This is a genomic window from Providencia alcalifaciens, from assembly GCF_020271745.1.
GTDB lineage: Bacteria > Pseudomonadota > Gammaproteobacteria > Enterobacterales > Enterobacteriaceae > Providencia > Providencia alcalifaciens_B.
Map to the genome: position 1 here is coordinate 1519774 of NZ_CP084296.1, position 19208 is coordinate 1538981.

The 19208-nt window shown below is 45.1% G+C and carries 15 protein-coding genes; 7 read left to right on the plus strand and 8 right to left on the minus strand.

Annotation, left to right across the window (positions count from 1 at the left end):
- Positions 1-10: 10 nt before the first annotated feature.
- From sctE to LDO51_RS07030, 5 genes are read left to right on the plus strand one after another with little or no spacing between them, the layout of a single operon-like run.
- Positions 11-2176 carry a type III secretion system translocon subunit SctE gene (gene sctE / locus LDO51_RS07010; RefSeq protein WP_225576862.1) on the plus strand — a complete coding sequence of 722 codons (2166 nt, stop codon included), beginning with the start codon at positions 11-13 and terminating at the stop codon, positions 2174-2176.
- A gap of 18 nt (positions 2177-2194) precedes the next feature.
- Positions 2195-3508, plus strand: a complete 1314-nt coding sequence (locus LDO51_RS07015; RefSeq protein WP_225576863.1) for an IpaC/SipC family type III secretion system effector — start codon at positions 2195-2197, stop codon at positions 3506-3508.
- A 2-nt stretch (positions 3509-3510) separates the two neighbouring features.
- Positions 3511-4554, plus strand: coding sequence for a hypothetical protein (locus LDO51_RS07020; protein WP_225576864.1), 1044 nt, complete (start codon positions 3511-3513; stop codon positions 4552-4554).
- Positions 4555-4608: 54 nt separating this feature from the next.
- Positions 4609-6303 (plus strand): hypothetical protein, encoded by a 1695-nt coding sequence (locus tag LDO51_RS07025; RefSeq protein WP_225576865.1) that lies wholly within the window; start codon positions 4609-4611, stop codon positions 6301-6303.
- A gap of 9 nt (positions 6304-6312) precedes the next feature.
- Positions 6313-6573 carry an acyl carrier protein gene (locus tag LDO51_RS07030; RefSeq protein ID WP_225576866.1) on the plus strand — a complete coding sequence of 87 codons (261 nt, stop codon included), beginning with the start codon at positions 6313-6315 and terminating at the stop codon, positions 6571-6573.
- Between the two features lie 65 nt (positions 6574-6638).
- Here the strand turns inward: LDO51_RS07030 and LDO51_RS07035 are convergent, their stop codons facing one another.
- On the minus strand, positions 6639-7559 hold the full coding sequence (locus LDO51_RS07035) for an alpha/beta hydrolase (RefSeq protein WP_225576867.1): 921 nt from the start codon (positions 7557-7559) through the stop codon (positions 6639-6641).
- 15 nt (positions 7560-7574) lie between these two features.
- The gene (locus tag LDO51_RS07040; protein WP_225576868.1) at positions 7575-9623 is read right to left on the minus strand and encodes a TonB-dependent receptor domain-containing protein; all 2049 of its coding nucleotides are present in this window, start codon (positions 9621-9623) and stop codon (positions 7575-7577) included.
- Positions 9624-10097: 474 nt separating this feature from the next.
- Here LDO51_RS07040 and emrA point away from each other — a divergent pair, with 474 nt between their 5' ends.
- Together emrA and LDO51_RS07050 are read left to right on the plus strand one after the other, a co-directional pair.
- Positions 10098-11270: a multidrug efflux MFS transporter periplasmic adaptor subunit EmrA gene (gene emrA, locus LDO51_RS07045; RefSeq protein ID WP_225576869.1), complete on the plus strand. Its 1173-nt coding sequence runs from the start codon at positions 10098-10100 to the stop codon at positions 11268-11270.
- Between the two features lie 4 nt (positions 11271-11274).
- On the plus strand, positions 11275-12804 hold the full coding sequence (locus LDO51_RS07050) for a DHA2 family efflux MFS transporter permease subunit (protein ID WP_225576870.1): 1530 nt from the start codon (positions 11275-11277) through the stop codon (positions 12802-12804).
- An 83-nt stretch (positions 12805-12887) separates the two neighbouring features.
- Here LDO51_RS07050 and paaY read toward each other — a convergent pair whose 3' ends face one another.
- From paaY to LDO51_RS07080, 6 genes are all read right to left on the minus strand, one after another.
- Complete coding sequence (gene paaY, locus LDO51_RS07055; RefSeq protein WP_225576871.1) at positions 12888-13481, minus strand: phenylacetic acid degradation protein PaaY; 594 nt, start codon at positions 13479-13481, stop codon at positions 12888-12890.
- Between the two features lie 22 nt (positions 13482-13503).
- Positions 13504-14445 carry a phenylacetic acid degradation operon negative regulatory protein PaaX gene (paaX, locus tag LDO51_RS07060; RefSeq protein WP_225576872.1) on the minus strand — a complete coding sequence of 314 codons (942 nt, stop codon included), beginning with the start codon at positions 14443-14445 and terminating at the stop codon, positions 13504-13506.
- A gap of 153 nt (positions 14446-14598) precedes the next feature.
- Positions 14599-15912: a phenylacetate--CoA ligase PaaK gene (gene paaK / locus LDO51_RS07065; protein ID WP_225576873.1), complete on the minus strand. Its 1314-nt coding sequence runs from the start codon at positions 15910-15912 to the stop codon at positions 14599-14601.
- 69 nt (positions 15913-15981) lie between these two features.
- Positions 15982-17184: a 3-oxoadipyl-CoA thiolase gene (pcaF, locus tag LDO51_RS07070; RefSeq protein WP_225576874.1), complete on the minus strand. Its 1203-nt coding sequence runs from the start codon at positions 17182-17184 to the stop codon at positions 15982-15984.
- On the minus strand, positions 17181-17639 hold the full coding sequence (gene paaI / locus LDO51_RS07075) for a hydroxyphenylacetyl-CoA thioesterase PaaI (protein WP_423810963.1): 459 nt from the start codon (positions 17637-17639) through the stop codon (positions 17181-17183). Before paaI ends, pcaF begins: the two co-directional genes overlap by 4 nt.
- Complete coding sequence (locus LDO51_RS07080) at positions 17636-19207, minus strand: 3-hydroxyacyl-CoA dehydrogenase (protein WP_225576875.1); 1572 nt, start codon at positions 19205-19207, stop codon at positions 17636-17638. The genes paaI and LDO51_RS07080 overlap by 4 nt, the downstream gene beginning before the upstream one ends.
- Position 19208 lies beyond the last annotated feature (1 nt).

The following is a 19208-nucleotide window of genomic DNA, read 5'->3' on the forward strand; positions in this document are numbered from 1 at the left end:
AGGAAATACCATGAGTCAAGTCACTATGCCCGGCGTTAGTAGCGCTTCAGGTAATGATCGAATTAATAATATTCACACGTTCTTGAAAGGGAATAACCCTCTAGGGCTAGGTGAGGCAAGCGCGAAAGCGATATTAGCCTTAGAAGAGGCATGTGGCGAGCTAATGTCTTCAGAACAAATGAAGAGTCAGCGTTCAGAGCATCTTCCAAAGCTAGTAAAGCCAAAAATGTCGGCAATGAAAATGTCGCCAGAGGCTCAACAAGCTAAAGGATTTAATGCCAATGCAGTACTGATTGAAACGTTTTCAACCATTCGTCAGTTATTACATGAAGGGAATATCGGTGAGTTAAATAACCGCCTGCAGTTATTAAATATTGAATCGGAAGCATTGCGTCAAAAAGGTGCGGAGTTATTGGATTCCTTTGCGGGCTCTACTGATCAGCTTAAAGATATCCGTGACAAAGTGGCTGAGAAGCAAGCCCAGTTAAAGCCGCTGAATTTTAAATCTAACGATCTGGCAAACCAGCGTTCGAAAAATGAGGCTTTGCTTGCAGGTAATGAACAAAATCTTACCAAGCTAAGCACAAAGTTAGCCGAAAACCAAACTGCATTAGCCCAATTAGATTCGCTCCCAAAACCTTATACCGAAGAAGTGTATCAGCGAGAGGTGATGTTGGAAGCGAATATTACGCAAATTTCGAGCGACATTGAGCAAATTACCCAACAGCAAAAAACGTTAGATTCAAATATTACCGTTTTTGATAACGAGCTGAGTGTGCTCAAAAATGAGATTAGCCAGTTAAATTCGTCATTAGATTCATTGTTGAGCGATTCCATAAAGGTCGCGGCAATTGCCGATGAAAATCGTCAAAAATTAAATCAATTTATAGAGACTGCACCGCTTCAAACGAATGTTGATGGTGAAAAATGGGAAAATACTATCGCGCTGTTAACCATGCTGACGGCTCAACTGAAAAAAGCGATGAATGAAGATTCAATTCGCAATATGAAAGAGCAAGAAGAGGTGATGATGAAAATCAATGAAGCCTCTCGTAAAGACTCTGATAAAAAAGCCAAAGAAGCAGCCGAAGCAGAACGCAAAGCGGCAGATGCTAACAAAGCAGCATCCTGTGCCAGTAAAGTATTTAGCTACATAATGTTAGCAGTATCAGTCATTGCCACTGTTGCAACGTTTGGAGCAGCTGCTCCGCTAACGTTAGCGGTAGCTGCGATTGGTATCGCAATGTCGATTGCCGATATTGTTCTGGAAGAGACAGGGCAAGGCAGTTTGATGCAGATGCTGGCCGCCGAAATTTCCAGTGCCGTGACCGATATGTTGATTACTTTTGGTGTTCCAGAAGAGGAAGCCAAAAAGATAGGAAGTATTGTCGGCATGGTATTGGCGGCAATTGCATTCTTAGCGATCTCGTTACTTTCTATGTCATCGTTTGTCAAAAATATTGCAAATACAGTTAGTAATGTCACAAAAATGCTGGCGAAAAACGTCGGAACATTACTGAAAAGTGCCATTAAATCCATGCCAAAAAGCCTCACCAATGCATTGGGAAATATTGCCACTAAAGGTGTCAAAGCGGGGCAGTCAGTTGCGGATAGCGCAGATGACATGGTTAAGCTGACCAAATTTACCAAGCTGGCCGATAAATTTGATGATGTAAAAGATATCGCCAAATCGGTGACTCAAGCGGTTGATAAGGTAGATAAATCATCAGATTTTGTCTCTCTCGGTGGGCAGATGGTGAAAGTGGGTAACACCGCTAAATTAGCCAAAGCGGCTGACAAACTCGACGATGTGAAAGACATTGCAAAAATTGCAGACAAAGCGACTTCTGGTGTGAAAACGCAAGGTGTGGCAATGGCTCGTGTTGAAGTTGGGATGCGAGGAACTGGAGCGGCTTTATCTGTGGCAAATGCGGCAACGACCGGTGGTTTACGTTTAGAAGCGGCAGCTCAGATGCGAGATATGAAAGAGATGCTGGCAGGCATGATGCTGAATAATGAAACCATTCAAGCGTTGACTGAGTTACTCAATGCATTAATCAAATCCATGTCAAAAACCTATGAGCAAACGGACGAAATGTTCAGCGGCATGATGACATCTCTAAAACAATCAAATAGCAATAAAGTTGATATGTTGAAAACAGCTCGCTTTGCGTAAATATTGGAGAAATTTTAAATGACAACGATTAATCAACCCCATTATTCACCTGTATTGACTCAGATGAATCACAGTTCAATGGTCAATAACCAAGAAGTGAACTCAAACGCTGCTTCAGGCGTCCGTAAAAATGTTGAATTACCGAATGTTCAAAATGTTTTTGTTGAGCCGCATTCAGACAAGCCGACATTAAATGGCGCTACGGTTGATATGACGATTGAAAATCTATCTGAGGCACTGTCTCAGTTGATGACGCCAGAAAAAAACGCGCTTTTGAATGATATTCGTCACTTCTTGGTGATTACACCTGAACAAATGCAAGCCACGGTTTCTAAAGTACTGACTGAGGAAAACACAGCAATCAAGCAGGTGTTTGATAATAACCATCAGCTTGATGAGACGGATATTAAGCAGATTGCTCAGGCGATCCAAGTGGTTATTGCGAGTTCATTCTCGAGGGATGCACTGAATAATCAAGCAGTATCAGATAAAGACACTAAGACCATTAAATCGGCTAATGATGTGAAAAAAAACGAATTTGTCGGCATCATCAGCAGTGACATTATGTTGGAGCTGATCAAAATCATTCGTAAAGTGGTTGCTGAATTGAATATTTCGGACCGCCGTATTAGCGCAGACTTCTTAATGTTGAATGCCAAAATGGTGGAAGCTGCGGCAGAATCGACCATCAAAGAAGGTAAAGAGATGTTTTCAGGTGCCTTAGCGGGCTTCTTTACCTCTTTAGCCATCAGCACCGCGGGTGCCGCTTTCCAAGGTCGTGCTTTACATAAGCAAAATCAGTCAATTAAAACGAATTTGGTGAAAGCTAACCAAAATGGTGCAGCGGCGGATCGCTTAACGGAATTGAATTCTAACTCACTGTCATCAGCAAAAGGCAATTCTTTAACGCTGAAGACAAAAGACGGTACGGATGTGAAACTTGCCGATCAGGCAACACCGGCTCAACAGGCCTTATCGAATCAACGTGGGAATGAAGCGGCTCAGCGTACCAACAAATTAGGTCTGGCTGAACGTGATGAGCACGAGCGCATCATGAATAAAACTCGCGTTAAGATGGGAATTGCAGAGCAAGGTGGTCGCTTGTCGGATAATGCGGGTCAAATGGTAACGTCTGCCAACCAAGTGAATGTGAAAGGGGAAGAAGCCAACAAAATGACCCAGCAGTCAGTGGCTGATGTTGCACGCACTGTCTCCGCTGACAAAGATAAACAAGTGGATAAGAGCCAAGATTTGGTTAAGCAAATGAATGAACATTTGCGTGAAATTCGTGAAGGTCAATTACGCACGTTCCAAAATGTGGTGCGAGGTTAACCATGATGGAAATTACATCGACCATTAATCACGTTCGTCAGACAAATCTACAATCAGCGGCGCAAGCTACGGATAATCAAACCCGTACGGCTTCCCATATTGGGGAAGCTTTATCATTTGACCCACAAGCGGATGCTTTTCAACAGGCGGACCAGGCTTTTCGTCAATTAGGCTATGATGTTGCAGAAACGTCGTTTCGTGAAGAGACTGTCAGCAGTGATTTGGATAAAATCAAAGTGCAGTATCGTTCGATGATGATGGCATCAAAGCATTCAGCAGACTTATACAAGCATATTCCTGAGCCTGTTGATGATGGGCGAGCGCATATTGATGGGCTAAAGGAGATGATTGATAACATTCACTCTGGGTATCAGAAAAATTATGGTGAGGTGGTAAAAGCGGCCACAAAATATATGGAAGCCGTAAACTCAGGGTTGGGAAAAATGAGTACACACCTGGAGGGGGCATCAGAGGGCAAAATTAAGCTGTTTAAATACCGGATGATCAACTCAATGAACGATGCAGTGTCAGGGTATTTCAAAAATACGGGAAACCCACCGAGTATATCATTGCTTAGCTCACCGAACACAGACACCAGTCATATGAAAATATTAAAGAAAATGTTTGAAGGATATCCTAGTGGTGACCAGTCTGTGATGTTAAATTACTTGGTACCTTTAGCCTCTTTTGATGCAAAAGGTAACTCGGGAGAATTCTGGAAAAAGAAACTATCAGGGCAAGGATTTGTTGTTATTGAATACAAGAATCAAATTCATATTTATCCTGATATGGCACCATTGAAGAAAATATACGATTCAATGAATGAGTTGAACGGAGCAGAATATGGGGAGATTGCAATTTCTTCTCAAATATTTCAAAGTTTTCAAACTGCAGTGGACAGTCATAAAAATACCACTAATAGCAGTGTTTCCCGACTATTAGAAACATTCCGCCAAGATAATAGCCATTTTGATACTTTGGTTCAGTTGCTTATCCAGTTAATAAAAGATTTAAATCAAAATAATAATAGCCTGATCAATATGTAATTTAAGTTATTTATCTTATTTAATTTTAATCATAAGCAATTATGAGGAGTTTTTATGCCTATTATTGGAAGCGCTAATTCCGAGATTAGACGTTCGTCAGATATATCATTAAATGCCTCATCACTGGCAGGTAATAACCCTATTAGTTCACAAATTTCGACGGTTAATTCGGTAGGGGAGCAAAGCCGTTTTCCTGGGCATTCTATAACAAATGAGCAAGTTTCGATTGCCGGAGATCGTAATGAATTACACCGAGCTAATCATAATAAACAAGCTGCGGTTATTCATCAGTTATTGAACCAAACTCATCCTGAAATCACTCAGGGAATGGTGCTCTCTGTATTATGTGCGGGCGCAAGTGGGAACTTAGCACAGCAAGAAATTAATTACCGCCCAGAGAATAATTTAATTCTATTAACGTTATTAAAACCGGAAGAATTAAAAACTGAAAAAGGGCTTATAGAGAGCGCTGCAAACCTAATTAAAAAACTGCATGTGATGGGTGAAAAAAACTCGCAGGCAAAACAAGTACTGGGGAATGAAGAGAAAATATTCGATAAAAAAATCGAATCGGCAATCTCTACATTAGGCCAAGATAAACTGCAAATATTATCCCAGCGTTATCAACAGCAGTATGTTGACCCTGCAATCAAAGAAACCCTCGGTGCTTATTTCAATCAAGACGAAATTGATAGCCGCCCAATCAACGATTTTTTAGTGAGTTCTCTGAATCATGGTTGTGAACAACGGGCGGCGGGGGCAATAAATGAATATCAGCAACATAAAAGCCATGCATTTGTGGATAAAGCCTGCCAACTTCATAATTTATTCTTGGCGTTGGAAGAAAAGATTGAAACCATTCGCCCTTTAAAAGTGATTATGGATTTAGGTCAGCCTAAAGCTCAGGCCCAATCTCCAACCGAAGCATCACCGTTAAGGGGGAATCGTGCGGTGGGCGATGAAATTGATGCTGGAAGACCGCATCTTGGTGCCTCTCCATCAACACCTTTATCCCCTTCAACCCCGTTATTGCCTAGCAGCACTAGCCATAATGAAAATATGTATAATACTTATATTACGAATAATTATTATAGCTCTCCTCATGAAACGACGAGCATCAATTCTGTTCAGTCCAATGATGAAGGAAATGAAAAACCATTATTACCGACGTCATTTAAATCTGTCTTGAATATAGAATTAGCTTCACCTGTCGTTCAAACTTCGGGACGTGTGAAAACCACACTTGAAATCCCGAACATTAACCAATATCAACCGCAAGTTGCCGAAAAACCATTTTTAGAAAGTCAGCCGCCAGTGAGTGAGAAAACGGTTAAGAAAGAAGCTAATCCAGTCATTGAGCAAGAAACTAAGCCAGCCATTGAGCTAGAAGCCAACGAGCGAGTTGAGCAACCTCGAAAACATATTGCGGATATTCAATGGCTATTGCCGAAAAATTCAGGTTTTCAGAATAGCTATGTTCGAACTGAATCAGGCTGGAAATCGAACAATGGATCAGAGAATGCAGCAAAACCCGTCGTCACGACAGTCGGTGGGTTAAACCGTAGCCAAGCAGATAAAGAAATTTATCAAGGGTTGCGTACGGCGCCACAAACAGTACCCGCTGAGCAAATGTTTGCAGATTCTATCTCTAAAGCAGATAAATTTTTCACGGGTACGGAACATGGTGCTTTAAGAACAGACCAAGCGGAAGTCGAGCGGTATAACGATAATGCCAAACGTTTCTCATAAGGTGATGAGATGACCACACAACAAGATATTGCGCAGCAATGGCTAGAGCGCCATCTTCAGCAGATTCGTGAGTATTCAGGTATCAACAAAACCTATTCCATGGATGCAGAGCTGATTGCCGATGTGCATATCGATTCTTTAGAGCTGTTGGAATTGATTGCGGCGATTGAGGAATATACTGAACAGCCATTAAAGGATGAAGTGTGGATGAAATGGCGACGCTTACAGGATATTGTGGATTACCTTGTTAGCGCCACCACAGACAGTTAAGTTGTCTGGTCAGTTTTCATCGATAACAACTCGGTTTCGTGCTTTTGGGCAGGAAACCGAGTTTTTTATGGCTCGGATGTTGCGATTTCCAACGCTTTTTTGATGGCATCGGGAATGACGCTACCATGGGTTTTGTCCGCAAATAAGGTAAAATCACACACCCGTTGAGGGCTATTGATGGTTTCACACACTTCACGGGGGGAAATCCAACTCTTGCGAGTCTGATAATTTTGCTTCTGCTCATCGGTTAAACGGCTTAAATCTGGCGTTTCTTCTAACTCACCGAGGGTGATATCTAGCGGCGATGCTTTCGACGGGCGCGTTAACTTATCTAAATTCACCATTTTCCCTTCTCCCCACCATAATGACGGGCTTGCCGCGACAAAATGCTGGAAATCCGCAGGGTGGTCTTGGTACGCCATCAGAGTAAATAAACCGCCAAATGAGTGCCCAAATAGCGTTTCGCGTTGGGTATCTATCGGGAACTGTTGTTCAGCCCATGGGCGAATAGTGAAGGTGAGAAACTGGTACAGAGATTCCGCACCGCCGCCGTGTTGGAATGCGTCACCAGCAACTTTCGGCGTGTAGTCGTATGTGCGTTCTTTCTTGGGAAATGCCTCTGGGCTGGGATAGCCGATACCAATAATAATCGGTAATTTTTCTGGCGGAAATAGCTGAGCGGCCTGATTGACCGCGAGCGGGTACAGGCCATTTCCGTCTAACATAAACATCACGGGACGTTTTTCTGAAATATTCTGTGGAACGGCGCTGTAGATGCGCAGCTCGCGCTGGCCATTGCGCATATCATGGTGCTGCACCGTGTATACGTCAGCCACACGCGCATCGAATTCGGGAATATTCGGGTTGGGGCGCGCCCACGTATTGCTTGCGATACACATCAATAGGCTCGCCATAAACAGTTTTTTTATCATTGGGATTGCCATCGAACTAAACAGAATCAGCGGGTAGTCAGCGATAAGCGTCATACCCGCAATCAGGGATTAGAATGTCACGTTGACATTCGCCCAGTAACGGCGACCATCTTCAACATCCCAGTTGCCGCCATTCTCTGCGTCAACCTTAGGACCTTTCTCGTTGGCAATATTTAACACCGCAAAATTCAGCTTGGTATTTTTCAGCAGTTGATAGGTCGCGCCCACATCCATGGTGGTATAGGCATCACGATAACGAGCCCCGGAATAACTATTACGTTGTGCCGCCCAGATTTGCTTTCCTTCATAGTGAACGCGGGTATATAAATTCAAATCTGGATTATATTGCCAATCTAATTTTGCATTGGCTAAGTGTTTCGGCGTTTTATCTAATGGATAACCTTTGAGGGATGTTCCATTTTTTAATTTCTCATCATTACTTTTACGTTCTGAATCTGTATAAGTGTAGTTGAGACTCAGGTTCCAATCTTCAGCGAATGGCATTCCTGCAGCCACTTCTACCCCTTTAATATTGGCTTCACCAACGTTGTCATAGGTATACAATTTTAGTTTGGTGATTGGGTCTTCTTTACCTGTGTCATAGCTGGTGAGTTTATTTTTAAAATCGGTATTAAAGAACATTAAGCTCGCGTTGAAACCAGATTCATGGTCATAAGCGATTCCGATCTCTTGGTTAAAGCTTTTTTCTGGTTTCAGATCAGGATTACCATAAATAATACCTTTACCGCCCTGCGTAGATGTACCATATCCACGACTAACTTCTCGTAGTGTTGGGGCACGGAAAGCCTGTGATACCCCTCCTTTAAGAGTAATTTCATCCGTTAAATGGTAAATCGCATAACCGCGAGGGTTCCAGTGGTCGCCATAGAATTCATGGTGATCTAAACGGATGCCTCCCGTTAAAATCAGATTTTCAGTTGCAGTAAACTCATCTTCTAAGAATAGAGCGTATTGATCTGCGGAGAGAGAAACACTTTCAGTCGTTGACGAGTTAGTTGCTGAAGTATCTTTTAATTTCGCGTGTTGATATTGGGTACCTGCTGTCAAAATATTATCAGGTAGAAAAGCAGTAACCTTACCATCTACCACTGTGTTAGTGATTTCTGGGGTTCTGGCTTCATAACCACCTTCCCAATTGTTTGTTATTTCATTTCTACTCTGTGATTTAATTGAGCGTTTAGTTTGTTCCTGATAAACACTCATTTCAGTTTGTACGATATCCCAATCACCTTTGTAGGTTAATGCCATATGATTGCGGTTATTATGCGTTTCATCTTTATTATTTTTTTGTAGTCCAGCTCTGTTCGCATACTCACCAATAGATTTTCCTGGAGTTTCCGTTCTTTCTTGGGTGGTTCTGCCTGCTTCAAATAAGAAGGTTTGATTTTCCATCGGAGTGAAGGTTAGTTTTGCTGTCAGACTTTTATTATCTTTTTTGTTATGACCATCAATGATGTGATCTTCTTTACGGTAATCCCCACCACCGTACAGTTGTAAACCGAGTTTATCTTTGATCAGCGGACCAGACAGGTAGAAGTTACCGTCCATGGAGTCGCCGCTTTCGCTATTTTCTTGAATAATTGCACCGGTGGTCACGCTACCGTGCCATTCATTGGTCACTTTCTTGGTGATAATGTTAATGACGCCGCCCATGGCATCAGAGCCATACAGGGAGGACATTGGACCACGGATCACCTCGATACGCTCGATAGCTTCAACAGGTGGCATAAAGCCAGCTTCAAAGCCGCCGCTACCATTTGGGCGAGATTCACGGCTATTTTGACGACGACCATCCACCAAAATCAGGGTGTATTCGCCGGATAACCCGCGAATATTAATATCTTGTTTGTTGGCACTACCGACGACGCTGACACCTTCAACATCTTTGACCGCATCGGCTAAGTCACGAACAGGTTTGTTTTGTAGCTGCTCAGCGGTAATGACGGTAACACTGGCAGGGGCATCACGTAATTGTTGGGAATAACCCGATGCCGTAACAATCATTTTGTCTGAATTTTCTTCTGCCGTGGCGCTAAATGAAGCCAACGCTGCGCAAACACCCGCAGCGATTAAAGAGTAGTGATAGTGTGTTTTCATGTTTTTCCCTAGCAAAACTAAATGATAATGATAATCATAATGTTTGCGAATATTAACATTGATACAGATAGAAAATAAATAATTAGTGAGCTATTTTTTGGGCAAAGTTTGATCACGGTTAACATTTTGTGCGGGGGAGCTAGAGAGAGTAAAAAATCGTACAAAAGGTAGGAAATAGACTGAAAAACGCGAGAATGACTATTTGGGAATGAAAGAAATAAACACCAATTATTATTTAATTATTTGCAATTGTCTTATTTAGAATATTTTTATTATCTTTAAATAATCTCATCTTTTTTTGATTATATTTGAGTTTGCTAATTTAAAAAAAGATTGAATATTGATTTAAAACAGAAAATAAAAATTAAAATGGATATTTAGTTAATATAAAACAGTTGGCTATTGCATTATCACGGTGAGTTCGTAAAGATAGGTTTATTGCTAAAGTAAAGACCATTTCCCTTGAGAGTTATTATGGAACAACCGACAAATTCAATTGAAGAACATCAAAAAACGAAACAAGAGAATAAAAGAACACTGTGGATGATCATCGCCACGGTTATTATTGTTTTGTTATTTGTCGCCTATGGCGTGTATTGGTTTTTGGTTCTACGTTTTCAAGAATACACCGATGATGCCTATGTGTCGGGTTTGCAAATTCCTATCGTTGCGCAAACCACCGGAAATGTCACCCAAGTGAATTTTGAAAATACTGACTTGGTTAAAGCGGGTGATGTGCTGGTGGTGTTGGATAAAACCAATGCGCAACTGGCTTATGAACAGGCCAAACATGATTTAGCATCCACGGTTCGCAAAACCAAAGAGTTGTATATCAATGGGGATCAGTACCAAGCTCAAATCCAACAAAATCGTGTTTCGCTTGCGCAAGCGCAAAAAGATTATCAACGCCGTGCCGCATTAGGTCGCAGTGGGACGATTTCAAAAGAGGATTTACAGCATTCTCAAGAAGCGGTGCAACTGGCGCAAGCCGCGCTGGATATTTCGATTCAACAATACAATGCTAACCGCGCGTTGTTGCGTAACACGGCACTGAAAAATCAGCCAGCAGTGCAACAAGCGGCCGATAGCGTGCGCAGTGCGTGGATCAATCTGCAGCGAACAGAAATCAAAAGCCCGATGACGGGGTATGTCTCTCGCCGTAATGTGCAAGTGGGTTCCCAAGTCAGCCCGCAAAGCTCGCTAATGGCGATTGTGCCAGTTCAGCCAGTTTGGGTCGATGCTAATTTTAAAGAGACACAACTTGAAAACGTACGTATCGGTCAGCCAGTCACGATTAACAGTGACTTTTATGGTAGCAATGTAAGCTACAAAGGCACCGTAGTGGGGCTGGACATGGGGACAGGGAGTGCGTTCTCATTGCTGCCTGCGCAAAATGCCACGGGGAACTGGATTAAAGTGGTGCAGCGTCTGCCAGTTCGCGTGGAGTTAGATCCAGAACAAGTCGCGAAATATCCGCTGCGTATTGGTTTATCCATGAATGTGACCATCGATATTAAAGACCAAAATGGTCCTGTGTTGTCGGAAGTTCAACGCACAACCCCTGCGTTTGAAAGTGATGTTTTGGTGTTGAAGTTAAACGATGTGGATCAGGTGATCGACACTATTATCAGCGATAACGCGGATTAGTCCCATGGCTGATATTCAACCGCTAAAAGGGGCTAAACTCGTCTGGGCGACCATCGCCCTATCTCTGGCGACATTTATGCAAGTGTTGGATTCCACGATTGCCAACGTGGCTATCCCGACGATTGCGGGGAACCTTGGGGTATCCGTCTCTCAAGGTACGTGGGTGATCACCTCATTTGGGGTATCGAACGCTATCTCTATCGCGATTTCCGGTTTTCTGGCCAAACGCTTCGGGGAGATAAGAGTCTTCCTGTGGGCAACGGCACTGTTCACGCTATTTTCACTGCTGTGTGGTTTTTCCGATAGCCTAGGAATGCTGATTTTGTTCCGTGTGCTACAAGGGGCGGTTGCTGGACCTGTTATCCCGCTCTCACAAAGTTTAATCATGCGGTGTTATCCACCGAAAATGCAGAATATGGCGTTGGCATTTTGGTCGATGACCATTATTTTAGCCCCTGTTTTTGGGCCTATTTTCGGCGGATATATCAGCGATAACTTCCATTGGAGCTGGATCTTCTTTATGAATATCCCGCTGGGGATCTTCGTGATCATTGTCGGCTCGATCATTCTGAAAGGAATGGAATCAACAGTGGTTAAAGTGCCATTCAATGTGATCGGTTTAGCGTTGCTATCTGTCGGTGTGGGCTGTTTGCAGGTATTGTTGGATAAAGGGAAAGAGCTTGGTTGGTTAGCGTCCAATGAGATTGTGATTCTTGCGGTGATCTCTGCGATTGCGCTGGTGTTTATGGTTATTTGGGAACTGACCTCCAAAAACCCGATTGTCGAATTATCGCTGTTTAAATCCCGCAATTTTACCATTGGTACCATTTCAGTCAGTTTGGCGTATATGGCGTATTTTGGGGCGATCGTACTTTTGCCGCAGCTACTGCAAGAAGTGTACGGCTACACCGCAACATGGGCAGGGCTAGCGCTCGCCCCAATAGGCCTTTTACCCGTATTGTTCTCAGCTCCTGTCGCGAAACTTTCGGACTTTTTAGATATTCGCTGGATAGTTACCTTTAGTTTCGTGTTCTATGCCATTTGCTTCTTCTGGAGAGCGTATACTTTTGAGCCATCCATGGGGTTCGATGCCGTCGTGTGGCCACAGTTGGTGCAGGGGATGGCAGTAGCCTGTTTCTTTATGCCGTTGACCACCTTGACGCTGTCGGGGCTGCCACCTGAAAAATTAGCCTCGGCCTCCAGCTTGGCGAACTTTTTCCGTACGTTGGCGGGCTCTATTGGGACATCGATCACCACCACGCTGTGGAGTGATAGGGAAGCCGTGCATCATAGCCAGCTCACTGAATTTATTACAGATTACAACCCTGAATCTCTCGACATGTACCAAGGGATGGCGGCGCATGGCATGACCACGGAGCAAACCTCCGGCTTTATTGCTCAGCAGATCACCAGCCAAGGGCTAATTATTGCGGCTAACGAGATTTTCTGGCTATGTGGCTGGGTGTTTATCGTATTGATTGTGACTGTGTGGTTTGCGAAGCCGCCGTTTGGCAGCAAAGCCAATAAATCATAAATACGGCGAGTCATTGATGGTGATAAGGGCGCGTGAGTGATTGGCACGCGCTTTTTTACGGCTTCATTTTTACGGAATGATTTTTACAGTCTGGACTTTGGAACAATATCGTCAAAAACCAGTTTCGGACGGTTAGGTTCTTCTTCTGACAGCGGTGTCACTTCTTGGAACGTATTGAGGCAGCGGGTGACTAAGGTTTGGTAATCCAGAGTGCCCTTGCTTTTCCATTCAATTTCTGGCTCTGACAGGCTACGTAGCACTTTGGCAGGTATTCCGACAATCAAACTGTTATCCGGAAATTGCGCATCTGCTTTGATAAACGCGCAAGCGCCGACTATCGAGTTTTCGCCGATGACTGCGCCATCCATTATTACGCTGTTCATGCCGATCAGTGCATTACGTTTAATGTGGCAGCCGTGCAAAATAGCACCATGACCGATATGTCCATCTTCTTCAATGATGGTATCGAATTGCGGAAAACCGTGCATCACGCAGTTATCCTGTACATTCGCCCCATCTTTAATAATCAGTCGCCCAAAATCACCACGTAAACTAGCGTTAGGTCCAATATAAACTCGCTTACCAATCACGACATCGCCAATGATCACCGCTGTAGGGTGAACAAAACTTTCAGGGCTGACGACAGGGGTAATACCGTCAATTTGATAAAATGGCATAAAGGTTCCTTTAGTAAAATGATTATGCGGCTGCCTGCTCCCGAAGAATGCCACCAAAACGTCGATAATAGGCGCTGGAGGGTTGTGGAAGTTCCCCAACGGTGGTTTCGCACAAGTTGGTAACGTACTGGGTGGCGCCTTGGTCGATACGCTGGTAAATATTGGTGCATAAATGGCGCGCAATATGCCCTTCCCACTGTGCAGGCAGTAGTTCATCAGGGAGTAAGGGGTCTTTTAAGATTACACGGCGATAAAAATGGATCAGTAATAGACGTAGCTGGAAACACAATTCAGGGGAAATCATCTGTTCCCCATGCTCTTTCAGTAATAACGCCACAGGGCGAAATAAGTTAATAAACTGATGATAATGGTCTGAAATTTCAGGAAGTGACCAGGCATCGAACACCAACTCTTTTAATTTCTTCTCGGAACGATTAAAGGGATAGTTGGCTCGGAAGTAAATCACTTGGTCAGCGGCATTTAACTCCCCAAGTAAGGCGGGAATATCGCTTTGTGTTCGGCTTGGTGCTGCCATCAAGCTGCTATTAAATTGCCCAAATCCGAGCCAACCAAACTCTTTTTTAAGGCGAATTTTTTCGTCTTTATCCGCGCTTTCCAACAGCAGTAAATCCCATGCACCATCCCATTCAGGTTGTTCGCTGAGGTAAATCTTGCTTTCTGCTCGACGAAAGCGGTTTTGTCCACGCTCTGAAATGCGGTAATAGCTGCGGCGTCCTATTTTCTCGACATCCAGCCAGTTTTCTTTTTGTAGACGAAACACGGAAGTGCGCACAAAGCGGTCGGAAAAGCCCATTGGCTCAAGCAATTTGGTCAGGCTACCTAACCAAACCTCGCCACCACGGTGGTGCAGGGCATCTCCATATAGGGAGCTGATAAGCGAAGTTCCACTGATAGGCTGGCTCTCAATCGCGTCGTGTATAAATTGGCTGAGTTTGGTTTCCATTATGCTTTTATCCCTAAAATTTATGTATCAGGTACTTGGCAAATCTTAGACAAAAACTAGAAGATTGTCTTGTTTGCATACCAAAGAGTGTGAACAATCTGAGAAAACCAGCCGAGAGGTGTCTTCATCATGAATACACCTCATTCTTGAAGATTAAATAGCAATTCGTGTATCAATCACCCGTTGGGCTTTACCTTGTGAGCGAGGGATATCCCCACAGTTGACGATGCTCACTCGAGTGCTAATGCCTACCATGGATTTAATACGGTGTTTGAGGTTATGGCAGATATTACAACGCTCATCAAAAGTCAGTTGTTCAGGGTGTTTGAGCTCAACACGAACAGAGAGGTTATCCATATTGCCTTGGCGACCGATTTCCAGTTGATAGTGTGGAGATAACTCTTTGAATTGCATAATTTGTTCTTCAATTTGAGACGGGAAAACGTTAACGCCACGGATAATCATCATGTCATCAGAGCGCCCCGTGATTTTTCCGATGCTGCGCATCTGGCGATTTTCACCGGATTTTAGGTGAGTAAGGTCGCGGGTTCGATAGCGGATCACTGGCATAGCTTCTTTTGTAAGAGTAGTGAACACTAACTCACCATGCTCTCCATGACCGAGGGTTTTTAGGCTATTTGGGCAGATAATTTCAGGGTAAAAGTGGTCTTCCCAGATAGTTGGGCCGCTTTCATCGGAGTCTGCACACTCCATGGCAACACCAGGTCCCATTACTTCAGATAAACCATAAATATCTAAGGCTTTGATCCCTAAGCGAGTTTCAATTTCAGTTCTGAGGGATTCTGTCCACGGTTCTGCACCAAAGACACCAATTCTTAGTGAGCACTTACTAGCGTCTCCGCCCATGATTTTCTCAAGTTCGTCGATGATACTAAGGCAGTAAGATGGCGTCACCATGATGATATCGGGCTTAAAATCAACAATCAGCTGCGCTTGTTTCTCGGTTTGACCGCCGGACATGGGAATAACTGCCGCGCCAAGACGCTCAGCCCCATAGTGCGCCCCGAGCCCGCCAGTAAATAGCCCGTAACCGTAAGCAACGTGGACTTTATCCCCACGGGTGGCACCCGCAGAGCGCAGGCTACGAGCGATTAAATCCGCCCAGTTATCAATATCTTGTTGGGTATAGCCGACTACCGTCGGGCGCCCAGTGGTGCCTGAAGAGGCGTGAATACGGATAATTTGATCCATTGGCACGGCAAAAGTGTCGAATGGGTAGTTTTCACGTAAATCCTGCTTAGTGGTATAGGGAAATTTTTCGATGTCGCTAAGCTGTTTAAAATCGTCAGGATGTACGCCCACGGCATCGAATTTTTTGCGGTACATTGGCACATTTTCGTATGCGTGAGTGAGTGTCCACTTCATTCGCGAGAATTGCAGTGCCTCGATTTCATCGCGAGAAGCAAACTCGATCGGGTCGATATTATCGTGTTGTGTCATGCTCATAATTGCCAATCCTTATTATTATTGATACTTGCCTGAGCAGGTGTAGGGGAAGTCAGGCAGTTTTGTTATTCAGACTCGTTCAATAATCATTGCAATACCTTGACCCACACCGATGCACATGGTGCATAACCCGTAGCGACCTTGCTTGCGGTGCAGTTCATTCATGGCGGAAATCACCAAGCGAGACCCGCTCATACCCAGCGGATGCCCTAAGGAGATAGCCCCACCATTGGGGTTAACCTGTGGGGCGTCATCTGGCAGACCTAAGCCCCGTAGTACAGCCAGTGCTTGAGCGGCAAAAGCTTCATTCAGTTCAATCACATCCATCTGTTCGATAGTCAGCCCTGCCATTTTCAACACTTTTTGAGTGGCAGGCAGAGGGCCGATACCCATTAAACGCGGCTCGACGCCACAGGTGGCAGTGGCAATCACTCGCGCTCGCGGGGTTAACCCTTGCTGCTTGGTAACCGCTTCGGAGGCGATAATCAAAGCAGCGGCGCCATCATTGACCCCTGAAGCATTGCCTGCGGTGACACTGCCATTTTCACGAAACGGTGTTTTCAGTTTTTGCAGCTGTTCGTGCGTGGTTTCAGGGCGTGGGTGTTCATCTTCCGTGACTTGCTGCTGTGTTTTGCGCAATGTCACGGTGACGGGAACAATCTCTTCGGCAAAGATACCTTTAAGGCGAGCCGATTCGGTGCGTTGTTGGCTGCGCAGGGCAAAAGCATCTTGGTCTTCGCGGCTGATATTGTAGGTGTGCGCCACGTTTTCGGCGGTTTCTGGCATGGAGTCGGTGGAGAATTGCTGCTCCATTAATGGGTTGATAAACCGCCAGCCAATGGTGGTATCAAAAATTTGTGCTTGGCGAGAAAAGGCAGAATCTTGTTTCCCCATTACGAACGGGGCTCGGCTCATGGATTCCACACCACCGGCAATCATCAATCCTGATTCCCCAGCTTTGATGCTGCGAGCGGCAAGGGCGATGGCATCTAAGCCGGAGCCACACAGGCGATTGATGGTGGTGCCGGAGACTGAAATCGGCAAGCCAGACAGTAATCCCGCCATTCGTGCGACGTTACGGTTATCTTCTCCCGCTTGGTTGGCGCAACCGAGGATAATGTCATCGGTCAGCGTCCAGTCCAGTTGTGGGTTACGTGCCATCAATGCTTTAAGGGTGACCGCAGAAAGGTCATCGGGACGCAGTGAGGATAACGCGCCGCCATAGCGACCAATCGGGGTGCGAATACCATCGCAAATATAGGCGTCATTCATGAGGCTTCTCCAACTAAACGGTGACCTAAACGGTGGGAACGACCTTGAAACAGCGCCAGTGGCTTGCCATCTTGGTTGATGATCTCGACTTCATACAGCCCGCTGCGTTTACCTTGGTGCTGCATTTTGGCGGTGGCAGTCAGTACATCCCCTTCAAAACCGGGGCGCAGAAAATCGATAGAGCACATAGAGGCGACGGCGGCATAACCTTGGCTGTTGCAGGCATAGGCAAACGCGGTATCTGCCAGACTAAACAACTGCCCGCCGTGGCAGGTTTTGTGTCCGTTAAGCATATTGGGTGTAACCACCATGGTGAGTTGCGCATAGCCTTCTGCCACATCTTCAATCACCATGCCCATGGCTTTGGCGCAAGTATCATCGCGGTACATGGCATGGGCCGCTTGCTGGGCGAGGGTGATGTTGGGCAGTGAATTAATGTTGGGCAGTGAATTCATGGCAATGCCTCCAATGAGAGTGATTGAAAACCGGCAGCAAGCTGGCGCAGTAATGGGTTGGGGCGATAGCGCGTGTCCCCATAGAAATCGGTTAAATGTTCAAGGGTGTGCAAAATATGTGACCAACCGATTTGCGCGCCCCATGCTAATGGCCCTTTCGGATAATTCACGCCGAAACACATCGCCAGATCAGTATCTTGAGCGCTTGCGATACCTGTATTCACCACATCCAAAGCCTCATTGCACAACATGGCAACGGTGCGCAGGGTTAACAGTGCAGGGTAGTCCGGTAGCACAATCACTTGCTTGCCGAGGGACTGAAAAAAGGCAATCGCATCTTGGTTTTGCTGGTGGCTATTTTGTACTGCGCAACTGATAGCGATAGCGGTTGCCGCAACGTAGTTGGCGGATAAATCAAATTGCACTACGGGCTTATCAAGTTTTTGCGCAAGGGTGGATGTCATTTCACCATTTGTTAACATAATAATAACGTCGTTAACAACCAGTGAGGGGGACTGGCGCATTTTTTGTTCAGCTTCTTCGAGGCAGATCCCGTTTTGCTGTAAGAGTTGCTTAAGTTCAGGAAATATTTGCCAATTTCCATAGGCTTTGATGTCGAGTTGGCGAGACTTCGTTGCAGCAGGCGCGACATCGACCTGAAATGCGAGTTTATTATGATCATTATGATTATCGGTGGCGTAATCATAAAATCCACGACCCGATTTACGTCCTAAGTGCCCGGCTTGTACTAGCGCCAATTGCGCAAAGGCGGTTTGGAAGCGCGGATCATAGCCAAATGCTTGAAACATGGATTCCGTCACGGCGTAATTAATGTCATGCCCGATTAAATCCGTCAGCTGCAAAGGCCCCATGGAAAAGCCCCCGGCATCACGCATCACGCTGTCTAATGTGGCGGGGTTGCCCACTTGCTCTTCCAGTGCGCGTAAGGTTTCCGCATAAAAAGGCCTTGCTACGCGATTAACAATAAAGCCTGGTGTCGAGCGGCAAATCACCGGAATTTTATTGAATGCCCGTGTCAGGGTTTTTAGGGTTTCAACCACGTGCTCTGCGGTTTCGAGTCCGCGGATCACTTCCACCAACTTCATCACGGGGGCAGGGTTAAAAAAGTGCAATCCAGCCATACGCTCCGGATGCTTGAGTACGCTAGCAATTGCCGTGATAGATAATGATGAGGTGTTGCTGGCAAAAATCGTGATTTCGCGGCAAATGCCTTCAAGTTCACTGAAAATAGCCTGCTTAATGGCAAGTTTCTCTGCTACCGCTTCAATCACTAAATCGGCGTCAGCAAGGGCAGAAAGACTGTCGGCTACATGGAGACGAGCAAGGGTTTCTTCTGTGCTTTTGGCGTCGGCTTTTCCTTGCTCAACGCGTTTGCGTAAACGGGTGGTGAGTGTCGCTAAAGATTGCTGCAACACTTGGGCGTTCACATCAAAAATGTGCACTTGTAGACCTGCACTGGCAGCGACTTGCGCAATCCCAATGCCCATGGTGCCCGCGCCAATAACCGCGACATTTTGTAAAGGTAAAGTGTGTAGTGAGGTTGTCATG

Excerpts from the sequence above, each read along its gene's own strand:
- sctE (WP_225576862.1), top strand. The coding sequence starts at position 11 with ATGAGTCAAGTCACTATGCCCGGCGTTAGTAGCGCTTCAGGTAATGAT.
- LDO51_RS07015 (WP_225576863.1), top strand. The coding sequence starts at position 2,195 with ATGACAACGATTAATCAACCCCATTATTCACCTGTATTGACTCAGATG.
- LDO51_RS07020 (WP_225576864.1), top strand. The coding sequence starts at position 3,511 with ATGATGGAAATTACATCGACCATTAATCACGTTCGTCAGACAAATCTA.
- LDO51_RS07025 (WP_225576865.1), top strand. The coding sequence starts at position 4,609 with ATGCCTATTATTGGAAGCGCTAATTCCGAGATTAGACGTTCGTCAGAT.
- LDO51_RS07030 (WP_225576866.1), top strand. The coding sequence starts at position 6,313 with ATGACCACACAACAAGATATTGCGCAGCAATGGCTAGAGCGCCATCTT.
- LDO51_RS07035 (WP_225576867.1), bottom strand. The coding sequence starts at position 7,559 with ATGACGCTTATCGCTGACTACCCGCTGATTCTGTTTAGTTCGATGGCA.
- LDO51_RS07040 (WP_225576868.1), bottom strand. The coding sequence starts at position 9,623 with ATGAAAACACACTATCACTACTCTTTAATCGCTGCGGGTGTTTGCGCA.
- emrA (WP_225576869.1), top strand. The coding sequence starts at position 10,098 with ATGGAACAACCGACAAATTCAATTGAAGAACATCAAAAAACGAAACAA.
- LDO51_RS07050 (WP_225576870.1), top strand. The coding sequence starts at position 11,275 with ATGGCTGATATTCAACCGCTAAAAGGGGCTAAACTCGTCTGGGCGACC.
- paaY (WP_225576871.1), bottom strand. The coding sequence starts at position 13,481 with ATGCCATTTTATCAAATTGACGGTATTACCCCTGTCGTCAGCCCTGAA.
- paaX (WP_225576872.1), bottom strand. The coding sequence starts at position 14,445 with ATGGAAACCAAACTCAGCCAATTTATACACGACGCGATTGAGAGCCAG.
- paaK (WP_225576873.1), bottom strand. The coding sequence starts at position 15,912 with ATGAGCATGACACAACACGATAATATCGACCCGATCGAGTTTGCTTCT.
- pcaF (WP_225576874.1), bottom strand. The coding sequence starts at position 17,184 with ATGAATGACGCCTATATTTGCGATGGTATTCGCACCCCGATTGGTCGC.
- paaI (WP_423810963.1), bottom strand. The coding sequence starts at position 17,639 with ATGAATTCACTGCCCAACATTAATTCACTGCCCAACATCACCCTCGCC.
- LDO51_RS07080 (WP_225576875.1), bottom strand. The coding sequence starts at position 19,207 with ATGACAACCTCACTACACACTTTACCTTTACAAAATGTCGCGGTTATT.